The organism is Sphingosinicella sp. BN140058, assembly GCF_004135585.1.
Taxonomy (GTDB): domain Bacteria; phylum Pseudomonadota; class Alphaproteobacteria; order Sphingomonadales; family Sphingomonadaceae; genus Allosphingosinicella.
In genome coordinates this window covers 1,804,429-1,820,843 of record NZ_CP035501.1, presented here as the reverse complement: position 1 = coordinate 1,820,843, position 16,415 = coordinate 1,804,429, and the positions used below count along the sequence as shown (strand labels likewise).

The window sequence follows — 16,415 nt, the reverse complement described above, 5'->3', positions numbered from 1 at the left end:
ATGGATTTTTGAAGCCGTTCGGGCTGAGCTTGTCGAAGCCCTCTCCTTCGAAGACGCGCTTGGCAGAAGGAAGAGGCCTTCGACAACTCAGGCCGAACGGGAGCTTGAGTGACGCGGGGGTTGCTCACGCGAACGCTCAGGCCAGCCGTTCCGGCACCTCCTGCGCCTCCTCCGCCAACGTTTCCCGGGGTGCGACCGCTTCCCAGGGGAAAACGAACCAGCGTTTGTCGGTCTCGCGATCGATCGTCTCCGCGGCATATTCGGCATGCGCCTTCGAGCGGGCGTTGTTGATCAGCACCGCCACCTTGACCTCGTCGGCGGCGCCGCCATGCGCCGCGATCTTCGCCCGCAAATGCTCGATCGTGGTCCCGCTGTCGTTGATGTCGTCGACGATCAGGATCCGCCGGCCGTCCTTGCTCTTGGCCGCGAGCTTCACCAGCAATTCGTCGGCGAAGCCGGGTTCGCCCGAACTGTGATCGACCGAAAGCATCGCAATGCCCGTGCGATGCGACAGATAGGCCGCGGGCACCAGGCCGCCGCGGCCGATGCCGACCAGGAAATCCGGCTGCCATTGATCCGAGTCGAGCCGCTGCGCGAGCGCTTCGACGCCGTCCAGAAACCGGGGATAGGGGATGTAGAAGAGCTCGGGGTCACCCGTCATGCGCTGGTCCGCCTCGTCGCGAGCGCCTGCGCATAAACCGCGCGGTCCGCGCCTGCAATGCAGGCGCGGATCAGGCGTCCGGAGCCGCGATCAGCTCGATCACGATCAGGCGATTGTCGCCGGTGCGCCGCGGCAGGGTGAGGCGGTAGTGGAATTCGTCGGTGCGCTCGAGCAGGCCCGCCCAGTCCAGCGCTTCGTTGGCGCCGTAGGGCGGCGCCGTCTTGGTACGCGCCGGTACGGTCGCGCCGAGAAAGACGAGATTGTCCCCCTCCTTCACGTCGAACAGATAGCCGCCGATGCGCGTACCCGCGATCTCGCTGGCGAAGCTCAGCTGATCCCCGGACACGCCGACATAGCAGAAACCGCTCTTGGACACGCTCCAGGGCGGTATCCGCGCGGCCCGCGTTCCGAGCCGGATGGCGCGGCAGCGATAGGTACCGGGCGCTGGCGCCGCCCGCGGGAGGCGGGTGTCCGGGACGAGAAGATCGCCCTCCGCGGCCAACGCGCGGCGATAGCGGCGGCGGACTTCGCCGAGGGCTTCCTCCCACGCAGCTGGCAAAGCTTCGAGGCTCTGGATATCGGCCGGCGTTGCCACCCCGCGCCAGGCTTCCACCTCCGGCGGCTCTTCCTCGACGGTGACGACCGGCTGCGGCTTGGCTACCTCCTTTTTCGACGTCTGGCATCCGCCAAGCGCCGTCATGGAACACACAACAAGGATCAGCCCAAGGAGCCGGTACATGGCACCTCCGAACGCGCTACGGGAGGCGCTAAATAGGGGCGATCGGCACACAGGCGCAAGGGCGCGCCGGACCGCAAGCCAATCCATTTCGGCGATGACGCGCCGGATGCCCGACGAGGTCCGCAGCGAAGGCGCTCCTGCCGCCGCACCTTCGTTGCGCAACCAGATTGGGCTTGCATCGTCATGCAAGTGTCATGATGGCGTGCTGAGAAGGCGCTGTTGTAAAATTTCGGGGGTGCGCCTTTGGCTCGCGCGGCATGACGGAGACAGAGGAAGTCGAACTCAAGCTGGAACTCGTCCCCGGCGACGTCGAGCGTTTCCGGGCGCTGGCGCTGCTCGGGGCGCCGTCGCACGCTGCCCAGCCGCAGGTCTCCACCTATTTCGATACGCCCGAAGGCCACGTCCGCAAGGCCGGCTATTCGCTGCGCATCCGGCGCAAGGGCCGCCGCCATGTTCAGACGGTGAAGGCGAAGGGCGGCGAGGCGGGCGGGTTTTCTGCCCGCGCCGAGTGGGAGCAGGGTATCGACGGGCCGACCCTCGATTTCGAAGCTCTGGGATCGACGCCGCTGGCGCCGCTGCTCGCGCGCAAGAAGGTTAGGGCCAGGCTGCAAAGCGTTTCCGAAACGCGGGTCGATCGAACGACCTGGCTGCTGCGCCGCGACGGCAGCACGATCGAGCTGATCCTCGACGTCGGTGCCGTGGTCGTCGGCGATCGCAGCGAGCCGGTGTGCGAGATCGAGCTCGAGCTGAAGCGCGGCAGCCGCGCGGGACTTTTCGCCTTCGCCCGCGAGATCGGCCGCGACATCCCGCTGCGCATGGGCGTGCTGAGCAAATCGGAGCGCGGCCAGCGCCTTGGCGCCAAGCGGCCTCGCCAGAGCCGCAAGGCGGAGAATGTCGAGGTCCCGCCGGGAACCACGATCGCCGATGCCTTCGCCCTGATCGTCCAGTCCTGCCTTCGTCACTTCCGGCGCAACGAACTGGCGGCGATCGCCGACCGCGATGCGGAGGCGGTTCACCAGTTGCGGGTCGCGATCCGCCGCTTGCGCTCGGCCTTCACCTTGTTCAGGCCGGTCGCGGCAAGCGACGAATTCGATCGGCTGCGCGTCGGCTTCGGCGCGCTCTCCGCCCTGCTCGGCGAGGCCCGCGATCTCGATGTCACCCTCGCCGGCCTCCGCGGCACCACCGGCGCCGGCAAAGCCGCCACTGCGGAACGCCAGCGGCTGAAGACGGCGCGAGGCGCTGCCTACGACATGCTGGTCGCGACCCTCACCGGCGAGGATCTGCCGCGCCTGATCCTCGATCTGGTCGCCTTTGCCGAGGTGGGGGCGTGGCGGGAGACGCCGCGCGCGCAGCGCAGCATCGAGGCCTTTGCCGAGGAACGGCTCGGCCGGCTGTGGCGCAAGGTCCGCAAGCAGGGCAAGGATATCGCCGCGATCGATCCGGACGCGCGCCACCAGCTGCGCATCCAGGTCAAGAAGCTGCGCTACGGCTCCGAATTCTTCGCCGAGCTGGCACTCGGCAGCGCCAAGCGCTGGACGCATTTCAACCGGCTGCTCGAGGCGCTTCAGGAAGATCTCGGCAAGCTCAACGACCTCGAAACCGCCCGCACCGTCGCGCCCGCGGCACCGGCGGCGCACGAAGCGGAGGCCTTGCTGATCGCCGCCCAGCGTGCCGCGGACGGCCTGCGGGAAGCAGGGCCGTACTGGCGTTGATCCTTCCTCCGCGGAACGGGGAGTCGTGAGGGTCGCGGAACGCCCTCCACCAGGCTGCGTCGTCCTCCCGCCGTTCGGGCTGAGCTCGTCGAAGCCCTTTCCTTCTCCTTCTAGTCTAAGAACTGAAGGGCTTCGACAAGCTCAGCCCGAACGGAGGATTGCAGCCCGAAGCGTGTCGTCAATCCTCGGCGTCGAGCGCGTAGCCGGCCGCGCGGACGGTGCGGATGAGTTCTTTTCCGCCGCGCGAATTGAGCGCCTGTCGCAAGCGGCGAATGTGGACGTCGACGGTGCGGATCTCGATCTCGGCGTCGCTGCCCCAGACGGCGTCGAGCAGGCGCTCGCGCGAGAAGACGCGGCCGGGATGCTCCAGGAAGTGGCGCAGGATCTTGAACTCGGTCGGCCCCATCACGATCGATCCGCCGGCGCGGCGGACCTTGTGGTTGGCGGTGTCGAGCTCGAGGTCGGCATAGCGCAGGGTCGCGCCGGCGAGCGCCGGCCGGACCCGCCGCAGCACCGCATTCACCCGCGCGATCAGCTCGAGCGGGCTGAACGGCTTGGTGACGTAATCGTCGGCGCCCGTTTCCAGTCCGCGCACTCGGTCCGCTTCCTCGCCGCGCGCGGTCAGCATGATGATCGGCAGATTGGCGGTTTCGGCGTTGCGGCGGAGCCGGCGGCACACCTCGATCCCGGACAATTCCTCGAGCATCCAGTCCAGGAGGACGATGTCCGGATTGTCCTCGGCGGCAAGCATCAGCCCTTCCTCGCCGCTTGGGGTCTGGGTGACGTCGAATTCCTCGCGCTCGAAATGCCAGCGCAGCAGCTGCGCCATCGCAGGGTCGTCTTCCAACAATAACAGCTGCTTGCGTGGCATTCAGAGTCGCTCCATCAGATCCGCATGGGGGCGGGATACGGGGGAAATCTGGTCTTCGCCGGTGACGCTGAAGCGGACTGCGCCGGCGAGGTCGGCCGCCTGGTCGGCGATCCGGGCAAGGCTGCGGGCGACGAAGAGCAGGTTGATTGCGCTGGCGATCGCGCGCGGATCGCAGCGCATCTCGTCCAGACAGCTTTGCAGCAGGGTGGCGTACAGCGTCTCGGCCGCAAGGCTTGCGTCGGACAGGCTGTCGGCCGCGTCGGGGTCGCGCGCCACGAAGGCATTCAAGGCGGTGCGCAGCGCATCGGTCGCGGTGCGCGCGAGATTGCCGAGCGCGCGCGGGCAGGAGAGCGGCCGGGCCGGATCGATCGCGGGGATGGCGGCGGCGATGCTCCGCGCCTGATCGCCGACGCGTTCGATCAGGCCCGCAATCTTCATCGCGGCGAGTACTTCGCGAAGATCATCGGCCATCGGCGCGCGCAGGGCGATGATGCACAGGCCGCGGCGGTCCACGGCGGCGGCAAGCTGATGCATGGCTTCGGTGCGCTGCAGCGATTGAGCAGCGAGCGCAGGATCGAGGCGCAGCAGCGCCTCCATCGCCTCGCGGGTAGCCGCTTCCGCCCATCCGCCGAGGGCAGCGACCTGCGCACGAAGATCTTCGAGATCTTCGTCGAACGCCTTGAGCGTATGCGCTCCGCTGCTCGCCATGCCCTACTCCGGTATGGGTGGAGCCGGCAAAGTGCGGGAATATGGTGACAATCCTGTGACGGATCGTGTCGACGCAACGATCAGAGCAGCGGTTTTACTTGAAAGAAAGGCGTCAAAAGCCTCCGAAACGGAGGATCAGGCGTTGGCGAGCCAGGCGCGGGCCTGACGCTGTGCTTCTGCAATTTCGGCGCGGCTCATGTCGCCGGCGACTTCGGAGCGGCAGAGATGCGCTTCGCTGCTGCCCTTGAGCGCGGCGAGGTTGAACCATTTGTGCGCTTCGATCAGATCGATCTCGATCCCCTGCGCGCCGGTCGAAAACAGCGTTCCGAGCTGGAACAGCGATTCCGGATCGGCCTGGTTGTTCTCCAGGATCTGCGTGGCGGCAAAGAAATCGGCAGTCTTCTGGCTGATCGCCATGGTCATTCCCCTCTGTTCGATGGCTTGTTTTAGCCGATCGAGGGGGGAGATTCGCAATTACGCGCAAGTCCTTACGGGTTTCTGCGGAGGGAGATCGAGCAAGCATCTACCGGGCGGTATCCACGCCCGGCAGCGAGCCTGCCGCGCGGTGAGAAAGCCACCCTGTGGCGGCTCTTCAGCGCGTGAGGGCACTCGCGGAGAAGGGCCGCGCCCGCGCCGTGGTCGCCCAGGCCTTGTTCGGCTTGGCCTGCATGGTGAAGCGCAGCTCGCCGCCGGCGACGATTTCGGCGTGGGTCAGATAGGAGCGCTCGAGCGGGCGGCCGTTCAGGGTGACGCCGCCGATATAGGGATTGGCGTCGGTGAGCCCGTCGGTGACGATGTCGAAGCTCTTGCCGTTGGGCAGAGTGAGCGTGGCGCGGTCTAGGAAAGGGCGACCGATCGCATATTGGTTGGAGCCGGGCGTCACCGGATAGAAACCAAGCGTGGTGAACAGCAGCCACGCCGACATCTGGCCGATGTCGTCATTTCCCGACAGACCATCGGGCGCCGCCTTATACTGGCTGTCGACGATTTGTTTCAGCCGCTCCTGCGTCCGCCACGGCTGGCCGGCATGATTGTAGAGATAGGCGACATGATGGCTCGGCTCGTTGCCGTGGATATATTGCCCGATCAAACCGGCAATGTCCTCGGCATGGCTGTAGTCCAGCTTGGAATTGTCGAAGGCGAACATCGCGTCGAGCTTGCGCACCGCCGCCCGATCGCCGCCCAGCATCGCGAACATCGCTTTCTGGTCGTGCGGTACGAACCAGCTATATTGCCACGCATTCCCTTCCGTATAGTCGCTGCCGTAATTGATCGCGGTAGGATCGAACGGCGTTCGGAAGGACCCGTCGGATTTGCGCGCGCGCAGGAAGCCGGTGCCGCGATCGAAGCTGTTGCGCCAATAAGCGGCGCGCTTGTCGAACGCAGCGGCGATGTCGCTGCGGCCGAGCGCCCGCGCCATCTGCGCGATCGTCCAGTCGTCATAGGCATATTCGACCGTCTTCGACGCCGCTTCCGGCTCGCGGTCGATCGGCACGTAGCCCAAATTCATGTACTCGCCGAGGCCGCCATAGGGCGCATAGGTCGCGCTCTTCACCATGGCGTCGAGCGCCTGGGCACCATCGAAGCCGCGGACGCCCTTCAGCCAGGCGTCGGCGATCACCGGCACCGCGTGGTAGCCGATCATCGTCCAGGTCTCGCGGCCGTGGAATTGCCAGACCGGCAGGATCCCGAACGGGCTCGCCTGCTGGCTGGCGAGCAGCGAACGGATGAAGTCGGTGTTGCGCTGCTCCGGTTGCGTCAGCAGCAGCAACGGGTGCTCGGCACGGAACGTGTCCCACAGCGAAAAGGTCGAGTGGAAGGTGAAGCCGTCTGCCTTGTGGACCTGATCGTCGGGCCCGCGGTAGCGGCCGTCCGCGTCCGAGAAGACGCTCGGGGCGATCATGCTGTGGTAGAGCGCGGTCGCCGCCATTTTCTTCATCGGCACCGCCGCCTCGATGCGCAGCGCGTCGAGGCCCTTGCGCCAGGCGGCGCGGGTGCGATCGCGGACCGCGTCGAAGCCGCCCGTTTCGCTGTCGAGATTGGCGATGGCGCCGTCCTCGTCGACGCTGGAAATCGCGACCTTGAGCTCGAGCGGCGCGGTGAGCGTACCGAAATCGAGCTGTGCCACCAGTGCGCGGCCGAGCAGTTGCGCAGCGTCGTCGGCGCCGCGGCTCGGGCCCTGGAATCCCTTGTAGGGGATGTCGGTCTCGCGGTTGAAGAAGGCGTGGGCGGCGATCGGCTGCGAGGGACGGATGGCGAAGAACAATTTCCGCCCCGGCGCCCAACCCCGTGTCTCGCGCATCCCGGTGATCGTGCCGTCGGCCCGCAGGCGCAGCGACGACCACAGGATCTTGCCGGGATAATCGTACAGCGAACTGCGCAGATCGAGGATCAGATGCGCGGGCTTGCCGGCGGGAAAGGTGTAACGATGGACGCCGACCCGCGTGCCCGCGGTCAGCTCGGCGCGAACCCCGGAGTCGGCCAGGGTCACCGCATAATAGCCCGGCTCGGCCCGCTCGCTGTCGTGGCTGAAGCGGGAGCGGTAACCGGAACCCGGCACCTTGGCGTCGCCGGGCTCGAGGGAGACGCTGTCGCCGGCTGCCGGCATCACCAGCACGTCGCCGAGATCGGAATGGCCGGCGCCGGAGAAATGGGTGTGGGAGAAGCCCTGGATGGTGGGATCGTCGTAGCGATAGCCGGCGGCATGACCGTAGCATTCGCGGATCTTGCAGCCGGTATCGGTGTCCGGGCTCAGCTGCACCATGCCGAACGGTGCCACCGCGCCTGGGAACGTGTGGCCCTCGCCGCCGGTGCCGATGAACGGATCGACGCTTTCGAACGTGCCCTGGGCGGACAGGGCGGTTGCGGAGAGGGCGAGCGCGGCCAGTGCAACGCGACAGGAACCGATGATCATGGGGGCCTTAGAGCATGGCCGAGGGCTCGATCCAAGCGCCCCTGCGGCCGACGGAGCGCGTCCGATGCGCCGTCGCGACTCTGCGTCTCTCGCTGTGCGAAGATTGTGCCGGTGTTTCCGGGCTTTGCAGCTCTGCCGAAGCACGCGTGCTTGCTAAGATTGTGGATTGCTGCCGCTGCGGCAGCCGGCATGACAGACGATCGCCTCCTCTTTGCTCTTGCCGCGTCGACGATCAGCCAGCACTGCGCTCCTTGTGAATCTCGGGAGGAAACAGGGCGTGTACGGTCGCCGATCGATTGATGTGCTGCTGGTGCTCGCGGCCTGCATGTTGCCGAAGTCGGCTTATGCGAAGGGCGATCCCGTGACCGAACCGCCACCGCTCCCGGACGGTGCGGTCGCGGCCGTGCCCAGAACCGGGTTCGCATGGCTGGTGCAGGATAATGATTACCCGCCGGAAGCGTTGCGCAAGAATGCGCAGGGCTCGGTCGGCTTCGAAGTCTGGGTCAGCGCCAAAGGCCGCGCGGAAGCCTGTATCGTGACGCAGACCAGCGGCTCCAGGGCACTCGACGACGCCACCTGCCGCATCGTCTCGACCCGCGCGCGCTTCAAGCCGGCGCGGGGCGCGGCCGGCGAGCCGCTGCGTGATCGGGTTCGCTCTTCACTCGGCTGGTATCTGGAGCGGCCTGGAGCGCGGTGAGCCGTCGTCAGGTCCGGTTCTTCAAACCTGCGGCGGCGTGAGCAGCGCCGGATCGTCGCCATAGGCCTCGCGAACCGCGGCGAGCAGCCAATCGCGCAAGGCGCGCACCTTGGAGGCGTTGCGCTTGTGCTCGGGGTAGACCAGCCAGAAGCCGTTCTTGTAGCGGGCGGTGTGCGCGAACGGCTGGACCAGCAGCCCGGCGTCGATCGCCGGCTTGAACATCGGCGGGCTGAGGATGGCGACGCCGTGGCCGGCAATCGCTGCGTGGCCGTCCAGCACCTGCGATTCGAAGCGGATCCCCGGATCGGAACGGCCGGACGCATCGAAATCCGGCAGCGACTTGAACCACAGATCCCACCAATCGTCTTCCGGCGAGATTCGCGGCACCGCGAGAAGGTCCGCGGGGCTTGCCAGCTTGTATTGGGCGAGGAAGGCGGGGCTGGCGAGCGGGGCGACCGGCATCGCCATCAGATAGTGGCAGACGAGGCCCGGCGTCGCGCAGGGCAGGCCGCGGATCGCCGCGTCGAAACTGCTCGACTGCAGGTCGACGATCTCGTCGCACATGTCGAGCCGAACGGTGAGATCGGGATGGGCGACGTGAAAGTCGCCGAGACGGCCAGCCAGCCAGTTGGTCGAAAAGGTGCGCGGCGCAGTGATCGTCAACACGGACGCGCTTTCGGCGCGGACCGAGGCGAAGGCGTCGCGCAACGACGTGAACGCGCCGGTCACCTGCGGCGCGATCCGGCGACCGATCTCGGTCAGCGCCATGCCGCGCCCGCGCCGAACGAACAAGGCAGCACCGAGCCGCTCCTCCAGCAATTTCATCTGGTAGCTGACGGCGGCCTGGGTCATCGCCAGCTCTTCCGCGGCGCGGCTGAAATTCTCGTGGCGGGCGGCGGCCTCGAAGACTCGAACGGCGGCGAGCGGCGGCAGGCTGGTCATCGCATTATATAAGCATGGCTTGTACCTTCCGCCCAGCGATTTGTTGGTTTCAGCGGACGAAAGGGCGCATCTGCAGGGCCTCACCAGATGAGGAGCCAAGACCATGAAGACGCTCAATATCGCCATCGCGCTGATCGCCTCACTCCCTGCCGCTGCGCTTGCGGAGCAGCCCAGAGCACAGGCTCGGGTGGCCTATCAGGATCTCAACCTGCGCACAGAATCCGGAGTCCGAACGCTCGATCGCCGCCTGGCGCGGGCGGTTGAAGCCGTGTGTCCGGATGGGCGCGGTTCCGTCGACATGGCCCGCAAGGTCGCCGCCCGTCGCTGCATCAGGGACACGACGGCGGAACTCGCGGCCGTGCGGAGCCATGTCCTTGCCGGGCGCGGTGCCGACGAGACGCTTGCCGCCGGTACTCGTTGAACGGGTGCGCCGCGCCGCACGAAGCGGGCGTCGGCCGACCCTGGATCTACAAGCCTCGCTTATGATCCTGAAGACGGTCGACGCCCGCTATCCTGTTCGCATCACGGCGAAATCTCCAATTTCGGGGAGAGACCCCATGATCGATCCGCGCCCGGACGACCGCACAAAATCGCGTCACCTTAAACCAAAGTGTGAATAGGATCGGTCCCGCAACGATGTATTGCACGCCCCGTCGGCGGCGACGCCATTCAGCGGGAGACCAGATCGTGACCGATCACATCATCACCAGCAGCTTCGCGAGCCGTCAGCTCGGCACCCCGACCGATCTCGGCGCCGACGCAACGCGCGACATCTCGGCGGGTCTTACCGGCCTTCTCGCCGACGTGTTCGCGCTCTACCTCAAGACCAAGAACTTTCACTGGCACATGAGCGGGCCGAACTTCCGCGACTACCATCTGCTGCTCGATGAGCAGGCTGATCAGATCTTCGCGATGACCGATCCGATCGCGGAACGTGCCCGCAAGATCGGCGGCACCACCCTCCGCTCAGTCTCCGACATTGCCGGACGCCAGCGCATCCTCGACAACAATGCCGACTATGTCGATCCGCTCGACATGCTTGCCGAACTGCATGGCGACAACAAGCAATTGGTCGCCGAGATGCGCCGGGTCCACGATCTCTGCGATCGTTATGCAGACGTCGCGACGGCAAGCCTGATCGAAGTATGGATCGACGAAACCGAGCGCCGCAGCTGGTTCCTCTACGAAAGTTCGCGCACAAGCGTGATCCGGTGAGCGCCTCGAGGTTGGCGCCGGCAGGACGGAGGCCGAGTTCCATGAGCAACTGCAGACATATTCCCTTCGCAGGCATGGCGATGTTCGTCACGGCCGGCACGGTCGCTGCCGCGCCACCCGCCGAACCGCTGAAAGCCGCGCAGGCGGGCATCACCCGCGTCGACCTGGACAAGAACGATCTCGGCATCGCCGGACGCGAGGCGGTCCGGGTCCGGGTCGACTTTGCGGCCGGCGCCGAGGCGGCACGGCACAGCCATCCGGGCGAGGAACTCGTCTACGTGCTGGCGGGAACACTCGAATATCGCCTTGACGGGCATTCGCCGGTGACGCTCCGGACGGGCGACGTGCTGTTCATCCCGGCCGACGCGATTCACGCGGTCCGCAATGTCGGCGCGGGCACCGGCTCAGAACTCGCCACCTACGTGGTCGAGAAAGGCAAACCGCTCGTCGTTCCCGCAAAGTGAACACGCGCGCTCGTGCATGTCGAAGCACGTCGATTCTTTCGGATGCGGATCGATGGCAACGGGCGCGACGCCGAGACGTTGGCAGCCTCCGATACGCATTGACGAATTGGAGAGGCGCCCATGAGCGACACGAGAAGCCCGTTCAACTTCCGCCCGGCGGCGGACGGGCAGGAGAGCATATCCGATCTGCTGCGGCAATTGGCCGATCAGGGCAGCCACCTCGCCCAGCAACAGGTCTCGCTTGTTCAGGCGGAAGTTCGCGAGTCGGTCAGTGATCTGAAGCTCGGCGTCGGTGCGATGGCGGGCGCCGCGGTGGTGGGGATTGCCGGCCTCGGCGTACTGCTGATGGGCCTCGCCTATCTCCTCGCCGAAGCGATGGACCTGTGGCTCGCAACGCTGATCGTCGCCGGCGCGACATTGCTCGGCGCGTTCCTGCTGTTCCTTGCCGGCCGCAAGAAGATGGCGGCCGGCGCCCTCCATGCCGATCGCACCCGCCGCACCCTCGAACGCGCGCCGTCCGCGCTCTCGGGCAACAGCAACGAAGGACATCTCCATGACCGCTGATTCCAATGCCGACGTGATCGAAGACGACATCCGCCGCACCCAGGATCGGATCGGCGAGACGATCGACAGGCTGGAAGAACAGCTCAGCCCACCCCGTCTCGCCAAATCTCTTCTCGGCGACGACAAGAACGACATCGCCCGGGAAGTGCTGGAGATCACCCGCCAGAATCCGGTTCCGGTGGCGCTGATCGCGATCGGCGTGATCTGGCTGGTGGCGACGGCCCGTACCCGCAACGGCAGCCGTCTCGCCGATCTTCTGACGCCCGGCGGTGCCGCTTCCGGAGACGGCGCGCGCGCCCCGCGTTCGGCCGAGGCAAGCACGCGGTTCGCAGCGGCCGCACCGATCGCTCCGCAGGAGCCCGCGCCCGCCTGGCGTCCGATCGGCAGTGCTCCCGAGCCGACCGAGCGAGCGGACCTGCTCGGATCGGATACGACCGCCTATTCGGACAGCCTCCGCTCGACGGAGCGCGGTCCGCTGCTCTGAGGGCATGTCGGCTACGGAGCCTGGGTCACGTCCAGGATCCTGAGCACGCGCGGCCGCCCGTCGGGGCACGGCCAGTCGATGGACTGGCCGGCCTTAAGGCCGATCAGGCCGGCTGCCATCGGCGTCAGGATCGACAATCTGCCTTGGTCGAGATCGGCATCGTCCGGCATCACCAGTCGGACGCGCCGGACCGCGCCATTGCTCTCGTCGCGATAGGTGACGTCCGCGCCCAGAGCCACGATCCCCGGGGGCAGCGCGTCGGCGGGGCAGATGGTCGCCCGGTCGATCTCGTCCAGCACCATGCGGGCAAGCGCCGGAGCGCGCCCTTCGAGGCTCAACGCGAAGTTGGCGATGAGGTCGTAATCGCTTTCGGAGACGTGGATTGGCGGCTTTTCGGCACCGGAGCGCCTGGGGATGTCATGCATTTCGAAGATCACCATGCTGATCGTTAGGGTCGGGATGCGGGCAGTCTACAGCCGCCGCGGCGACATCGATCCGATTGCATCCTGTTCTATCGATTTCCCCCAGACCCGCCCGGCGTTCGCCGTGGAAGGGGCCTGGGGCTAATTTCCCGCGAGCAGCTGGCCCGAATGCGCGTGGAAGCGCCGGAAGGTTGGCAGGCAATGCATCAGCGCAGGGTGGCCCCTCCCGATCGGCGTGTCAATCAAGGGCGGTCGCTGCCAGGCTGAAACAATAGAAACACGATAGGCTCGTTTCGGACCTAAAACAGCCGCATCGGAGAGGGATGAAGGGCGTCGTTCCTTCGTTGCATCCGGCCGCCGAGGGATTGCGTGAAGTCGAATGTTGCCGGGGACGAGGTGTCTCATGCGCATTGATCTGAACGACATCGGTGGCCGCGATTGCAATGCCGAAATCTGCATCGTCGGCGCCGGGGCCGCCGGCATCACCGCCGCGCGGCGCTTGCTCGCACTCGGCCACGACGTGATGCTGCTGGAAAGCGGCGGCGTCGATCATGATGCCGCAGTGGCCGCACTCAACGACGGGCCCAATGTCGGCCTCGACTATTATCCATTGCGCGATGCGCGGCTGCGTTTCTTCGGCGGCACCACCGCGATCTGGGGCGGCCGCTGCGCCGAGCTCGACCCCATCGATCTGGAGAAACGCGACTGGGTCGATGGGTCCGGCTGGCCGATCGCCTGGGACGATCTTCAGGCACATTACCGGTGCGCCCGGCCCTTGTTCGGCCTGCCGCCGCGGACGCCCGAAATCGGCGACTTCCGCGCCGCGGGCCTTGCGGTGCCCGACTTCGATCCAGCCAGGCTGCACACGCCTTTGTGGTCGTTCGACACGCGGTTCAACCGGTTCACGCTGCCGTCGTGCGAGGATCTCGTCCGCCATCCCCGCTGCACGATCATCACCAACGCCACGGTCACCGAAATCCTCGCCCATGGCGACGGCGCCCATGTCGAATCGGTGGCGGTGCGCTCGCTGCGCGGCGCAAGCCTGACGATCCGTCCTCGCGAGCTGATCCTTGCTGCCGGCGGCATCGAGAATGCACGAATTCTGCTCGCCTCCCGGTCGGTGATGCCAGACGGCCTCGGCAATGCCCACGATCTCGTCGGCCGCTACTTCATGGAGCATCCGCACGCCCGCGGCGGCCGGGTGATCACCAGGGACGGCTGGGATCTCCTGAAGCTGTTCGGGCGGCGCCACCGGATCGCCGGGCATGATCTCGCCGCCCTGATCACGCCTTCGGCCGCGCTGCAGCGTGAGAAGGGTATCCTCAACACGTCGCTGACCATCGCCGCACGCCAGCCCGCAGACGCGTCACAGGCGCTCGGCATGCGGGTCTATTCCGGGCTGAAGCATGAAATCGCGCCGACGCGGGCCGGGCGCTTGCTGTGGATGGGCACCAAGAAGATCGCCACCTGGGCGCAGCGTCACATCGATCCCCTGCGCCCGTGGCTGCTTCACAAGGCGCATCGCGCCGAACTCGCCTTGCTGGTGCGCGGCGAGCAGGCGCCCAATCGGGACAGCCGGGTGACGCTGACAGGCGAGGTCGATGCGCTGGGCGTGCCCCGCGTCGCGCTCGACTGGCGCCTGTCCGAGATCGACAAGCGCAGCGTCGCAACACTTGTCGAAACCCTCGGTGCGGAGCTGCGCAGGCTCGGCCTCGGCGACGTGCGTGCGGAAAGCTGGTTGAAGGTTCCGGAGCAGATGTGGCGGGTCGATCCGCTGGTCTCCGCTCATCCGATCGGCGGCTACCACCATATCGGCACCACCCGCATGGCCGACGATCCGAGGAAGGGCGTCACCGATGCGTACGGCCGGGTCCACGGCATCGACAATCTCCACGTCGTCGGGTCCTCGACCTTCCCGACCGCGAGCTGGGCCAACCCCACTCTCACCATCGTCGCGCTTGCGCTGCGGACGGCCGACCGAATCTCCGCCGCGACCGCGCGCACGGCCCCACAATGGGAGCAGAAGCAGGTGGCCTGAACGGGCGGCGCAACCCCTACTGGCTGCGAGTTTTCCAGAGCGCGTCGAGACGTGCCTGGGCCTTCGCGGCGGAGACCCGCTCGACCAGCGACAGGCCGAGCAGTTCGACATCGGTGCCGCCGAGCAGACTGCCGTCGCGCCGATAGCCGACATCGTAGAGAGCGATATCGGTGAAGGTCTCGCCGCCGGTAACGAAGCGGGTGGTAATCGCGACCGGCAGACGCAGATCGCCGGAGGCTTCTTCGGCGGCGCCGGCCTTGCGGGCCTTCTTGTCGGCTGCCTTGATCCAACCCGCTTCGATCCGCGGCTCGATCAGCGTCTCGATCCGGCCGACGCCGAGTGCGGAGGGGAGGGCGATGGTCTGGCTCTGGATCGCGTGGGCCGGATCCACCGCGGTGAGAGCAAGCCTCTTGCCGCCCCCCTGCGCCTTCAGCACCAGCGCTTTGGAGAGCGAGGCCTTCTCCTTCTTCTCCGCCGCCCGCTCCGCCTCGTCGGCGCTTCGTTGGCTGTAGCTGTTCCACAGGGTGAGGCCCGAGATCAGCACCGCGAGCACAGCCAGGATCTCGCCGAGTGTGATCCAGCGCCGGCGAATGGCCGCCGCCTCTGCGGCCTGGGACGGTGTCTCGGGGTCGGCCATTCTGTTCCTCCTGCTGATCCGGGCGCCGATGCGCGCAATGCCGCGTTCTGCATGCCGGTTCCAGTGGCGAGGCAGCAACGCTTCGGAGGGGAAAGGGTCAGCCTAACTGGTCTTCCAGGCTGCGGGTGCGCTCCGTCACGGTGTCGCCGGTATGCTTGGTCGAAGCGGGCTCGATCAGCATCACCCAGCATTCCTCGTCCGCGACCGGGTTGTGGCGAACGCCGCGCGGCACGGTCAGCATGTCGCCTTGCGCAAGGTGGACCGGCCCGTCGTCGAACTCGATGCGCAACGCACCCTTGACGATGTAGAACAGTTCGTCCTCGCCATCATGCGCGTGCCAGACGAACTCGCCTTTCAACTTGGCGACCTTGAGGAGCTGATCGTTGACCTGCCCGATCACCTTTGGCGACCAATAGTCGGTGACTCGGCCGAAGGCCTCAGTCAGCTTCAATGGCGACAGCATCACTTCCTCCTCGAGAGCCGCGGAACATAGGGATTGCACGCGCCGATGGGGACGTGCCCGATCGACCGGTCGGATCGGCGAGCGGATCCCGGCTCAGTCGGCGATCGCGTAGCGGGCGAACACGCGCGCCTGGGTCTCCAGCGGCCGCGGCGTGACGTCGATCTCGACCAGCGGGAGAGACGGCGGCGGCGGCGGCGGTGCCGACGCCCGGCTGTTCGCTACGAGATACGAAACGTCATAGCCTGAATTTTGATCGTTGAGGGCGATCAGGCGTCCGAGCCGCACCCCGGCACCTTCCGCCATCGCCTCCGCCTTGACGCGTGCGTCCCGGATCGCGGCGGCAGCCGCGCGCCTCTGGGCGGCAGCAGGGTCGGCAAGCTGGAAGCTCTGCACGCGGGCATCGCGCGCGCCCAGCCGGGCGGCAAGAGCGGCGGCGGTGCCGGCCTTGTCGACCGCGCCGGTCCGGCCGGTCCCCTGCAGCGTGGCGAGGTAGCCGGTCAGGGTGCAGGCGCCTTCGCTGAGCCGCGGGCGGTTGTTCGGATTGCCGGGGCCGTCGCATTGCGGGCCGCGCGTTTCCATCACGCTGATCTCACCGGACGCAAGGATTGCATCGGGCCCGAGCAATCCGCGCAGGCCACCGACGATCGCCTTCTGCTTGCCGGCGAGCGCGGCGCTGGCCTCGTCGGCCGTCTTGCCTTCGCCGGTCACCCAATAGACCAGGTTGGCGATGTCGGGTTTGGTCGAGACGCTGGCCACGCCCACCACCTGGATCGACGGCGTGGGTTCGGCGGCCTCTTGCGCGGCGGCTGGAGCGGTGAGCAGTGCCACGATCGTCGCCGCGATGGTTCGCCGCATCATCCCACCCCTTCTTGCCTCGATTGCGG

20 protein-coding genes are annotated in these 16,415 nt (G+C 66.9%); 9 read left to right on the top strand and 11 right to left on the bottom strand.

The annotated features are described in order from the left end of the window. Nucleotides 1-136: 136 nt before the first annotated feature. Both ETR14_RS08245 and ETR14_RS08240 read right to left on the bottom strand, forming a co-directional pair. Nucleotides 137-661, bottom strand: a complete 525-nt coding sequence (locus tag ETR14_RS08245) for a phosphoribosyltransferase (RefSeq protein WP_129384168.1) — start codon at nt 659-661, stop codon at nt 137-139. A 70-nt stretch (nt 662-731) separates the two neighbouring features. Then, nucleotides 732-1,361, bottom strand: a complete 630-nt coding sequence (locus ETR14_RS08240; protein ID WP_165356372.1) for a DUF4893 domain-containing protein — start codon at nt 1,359-1,361, stop codon at nt 732-734. Nucleotides 1,362-1,657: 296 nt separating this feature from the next. Here ETR14_RS08240 and ETR14_RS08235 point away from each other — a divergent pair, with 296 nt between their 5' ends. Next, a complete protein-coding gene (locus ETR14_RS08235) occupies nt 1,658-3,112 on the top strand; it encodes a CYTH and CHAD domain-containing protein (RefSeq protein ID WP_129384166.1) in 1,455 nt (484 codons plus the stop codon). 178 nt (nt 3,113-3,290) lie between these two features. On the opposite strand, the gene phoB is transcribed toward ETR14_RS08235, so the two are convergent. The 4 genes from phoB to ETR14_RS08215 form a co-directional block, all read right to left on the bottom strand. Next, entirely contained in the window at nt 3,291-3,983 is a 693-nt protein-coding gene (phoB, locus tag ETR14_RS08230; protein ID WP_129384165.1) for a phosphate regulon transcriptional regulator PhoB, read from the bottom strand. Continuing rightward, complete coding sequence (gene phoU, locus ETR14_RS08225) at nt 3,984-4,691, bottom strand: phosphate signaling complex protein PhoU (protein ID WP_129384164.1); 708 nt, start codon at nt 4,689-4,691, stop codon at nt 3,984-3,986. 135 nt (nt 4,692-4,826) lie between these two features. Then, nucleotides 4,827-5,114 carry an SEL1-like repeat protein gene (locus ETR14_RS08220; protein WP_371416763.1) on the bottom strand — a complete coding sequence of 96 codons (288 nt, stop codon included), beginning with the start codon at nt 5,112-5,114 and terminating at the stop codon, nt 4,827-4,829. A gap of 169 nt (nt 5,115-5,283) precedes the next feature. Continuing rightward, nucleotides 5,284-7,605: a GH92 family glycosyl hydrolase gene (locus tag ETR14_RS08215; protein WP_129384163.1), complete on the bottom strand. Its 2,322-nt coding sequence runs from the start codon at nt 7,603-7,605 to the stop codon at nt 5,284-5,286. Between the two features lie 277 nt (nt 7,606-7,882). On the opposite strand from ETR14_RS08215, the gene ETR14_RS08210 reads away from it, so the two are divergent. Further along, complete coding sequence (locus ETR14_RS08210; RefSeq protein WP_243455820.1) at nt 7,883-8,302, top strand: energy transducer TonB; 420 nt, start codon at nt 7,883-7,885, stop codon at nt 8,300-8,302. Nucleotides 8,303-8,323: 21 nt separating this feature from the next. On the opposite strand, the gene ETR14_RS08205 is transcribed toward ETR14_RS08210, so the two are convergent. Next, the gene (locus ETR14_RS08205; RefSeq protein WP_129384162.1) at nt 8,324-9,244 is read right to left on the bottom strand and encodes a LysR substrate-binding domain-containing protein; all 921 of its coding nucleotides are present in this window, start codon (nt 9,242-9,244) and stop codon (nt 8,324-8,326) included. 103 nt (nt 9,245-9,347) lie between these two features. On the opposite strand from ETR14_RS08205, the gene ETR14_RS08200 reads away from it, so the two are divergent. The 5 genes from ETR14_RS08200 (at nt 9,348) to ETR14_RS08180 (ending at nt 11,971) form a co-directional block, all read left to right on the top strand. Beyond that, complete coding sequence (locus ETR14_RS08200) at nt 9,348-9,665, top strand: UrcA family protein (RefSeq protein WP_129384161.1); 318 nt, start codon at nt 9,348-9,350, stop codon at nt 9,663-9,665. Nucleotides 9,666-9,931: 266 nt separating this feature from the next. After that, nucleotides 9,932-10,459, top strand: coding sequence for a Dps family protein (locus ETR14_RS08195; RefSeq protein ID WP_243455819.1), 528 nt, complete (start codon nt 9,932-9,934; stop codon nt 10,457-10,459). 41 nt (nt 10,460-10,500) lie between these two features. Then, nucleotides 10,501-10,923, top strand: coding sequence for a cupin domain-containing protein (locus tag ETR14_RS08190; protein WP_243455818.1), 423 nt, complete (start codon nt 10,501-10,503; stop codon nt 10,921-10,923). Nucleotides 10,924-11,043: 120 nt separating this feature from the next. Further along, the gene (locus tag ETR14_RS08185; RefSeq protein WP_129384159.1) at nt 11,044-11,487 is read left to right on the top strand and encodes a phage holin family protein; all 444 of its coding nucleotides are present in this window, start codon (nt 11,044-11,046) and stop codon (nt 11,485-11,487) included. Then, nucleotides 11,477-11,971 carry a DUF3618 domain-containing protein gene (locus tag ETR14_RS08180; RefSeq protein ID WP_165356371.1) on the top strand — a complete coding sequence of 165 codons (495 nt, stop codon included), beginning with the start codon at nt 11,477-11,479 and terminating at the stop codon, nt 11,969-11,971. Before ETR14_RS08185 ends, ETR14_RS08180 begins: the two co-directional genes overlap by 11 nt. Before the next feature lie 11 nt (nt 11,972-11,982). Here ETR14_RS08180 and rnk read toward each other — a convergent pair whose 3' ends face one another. Then, nucleotides 11,983-12,411 (bottom strand): nucleoside diphosphate kinase regulator, encoded by a 429-nt coding sequence (rnk, locus tag ETR14_RS08175; RefSeq protein WP_129384157.1) that lies wholly within the window; start codon nt 12,409-12,411, stop codon nt 11,983-11,985. Here rnk and ETR14_RS29520 point away from each other — a divergent pair. Next, nucleotides 12,410-12,538, top strand: a complete 129-nt coding sequence (locus tag ETR14_RS29520) for a hypothetical protein (protein WP_256370196.1) — start codon at nt 12,410-12,412, stop codon at nt 12,536-12,538. The genes rnk and ETR14_RS29520 overlap by 2 nt on opposite strands. A gap of 258 nt (nt 12,539-12,796) precedes the next feature. Then, nucleotides 12,797-14,431 (top strand): FAD-dependent oxidoreductase, encoded by a 1,635-nt coding sequence (locus ETR14_RS08170; protein ID WP_129384156.1) that lies wholly within the window; start codon nt 12,797-12,799, stop codon nt 14,429-14,431. Nucleotides 14,432-14,447: 16 nt separating this feature from the next. On the opposite strand, the gene ETR14_RS08165 is transcribed toward ETR14_RS08170, so the two are convergent. The 3 genes from ETR14_RS08165 to ETR14_RS08155 all read right to left on the bottom strand — a co-directional run bounded on the left by ETR14_RS08165 (nt 14,448) and on the right by ETR14_RS08155 (nt 16,389). Then, the gene (locus ETR14_RS08165) at nt 14,448-15,068 is read right to left on the bottom strand and encodes a hypothetical protein (RefSeq protein ID WP_129384155.1); all 621 of its coding nucleotides are present in this window, start codon (nt 15,066-15,068) and stop codon (nt 14,448-14,450) included. 97 nt (nt 15,069-15,165) lie between these two features. Then, a complete protein-coding gene (locus tag ETR14_RS08160) occupies nt 15,166-15,531 on the bottom strand; it encodes a cupin domain-containing protein (protein ID WP_129384154.1) in 366 nt (121 codons plus the stop codon). 93 nt (nt 15,532-15,624) lie between these two features. Then, on the bottom strand, nt 15,625-16,389 hold the full coding sequence (locus tag ETR14_RS08155; RefSeq protein WP_129384153.1) for an SIMPL domain-containing protein: 765 nt from the start codon (nt 16,387-16,389) through the stop codon (nt 15,625-15,627). Between the last annotated feature and the right edge of the window lie 26 nt (nt 16,390-16,415).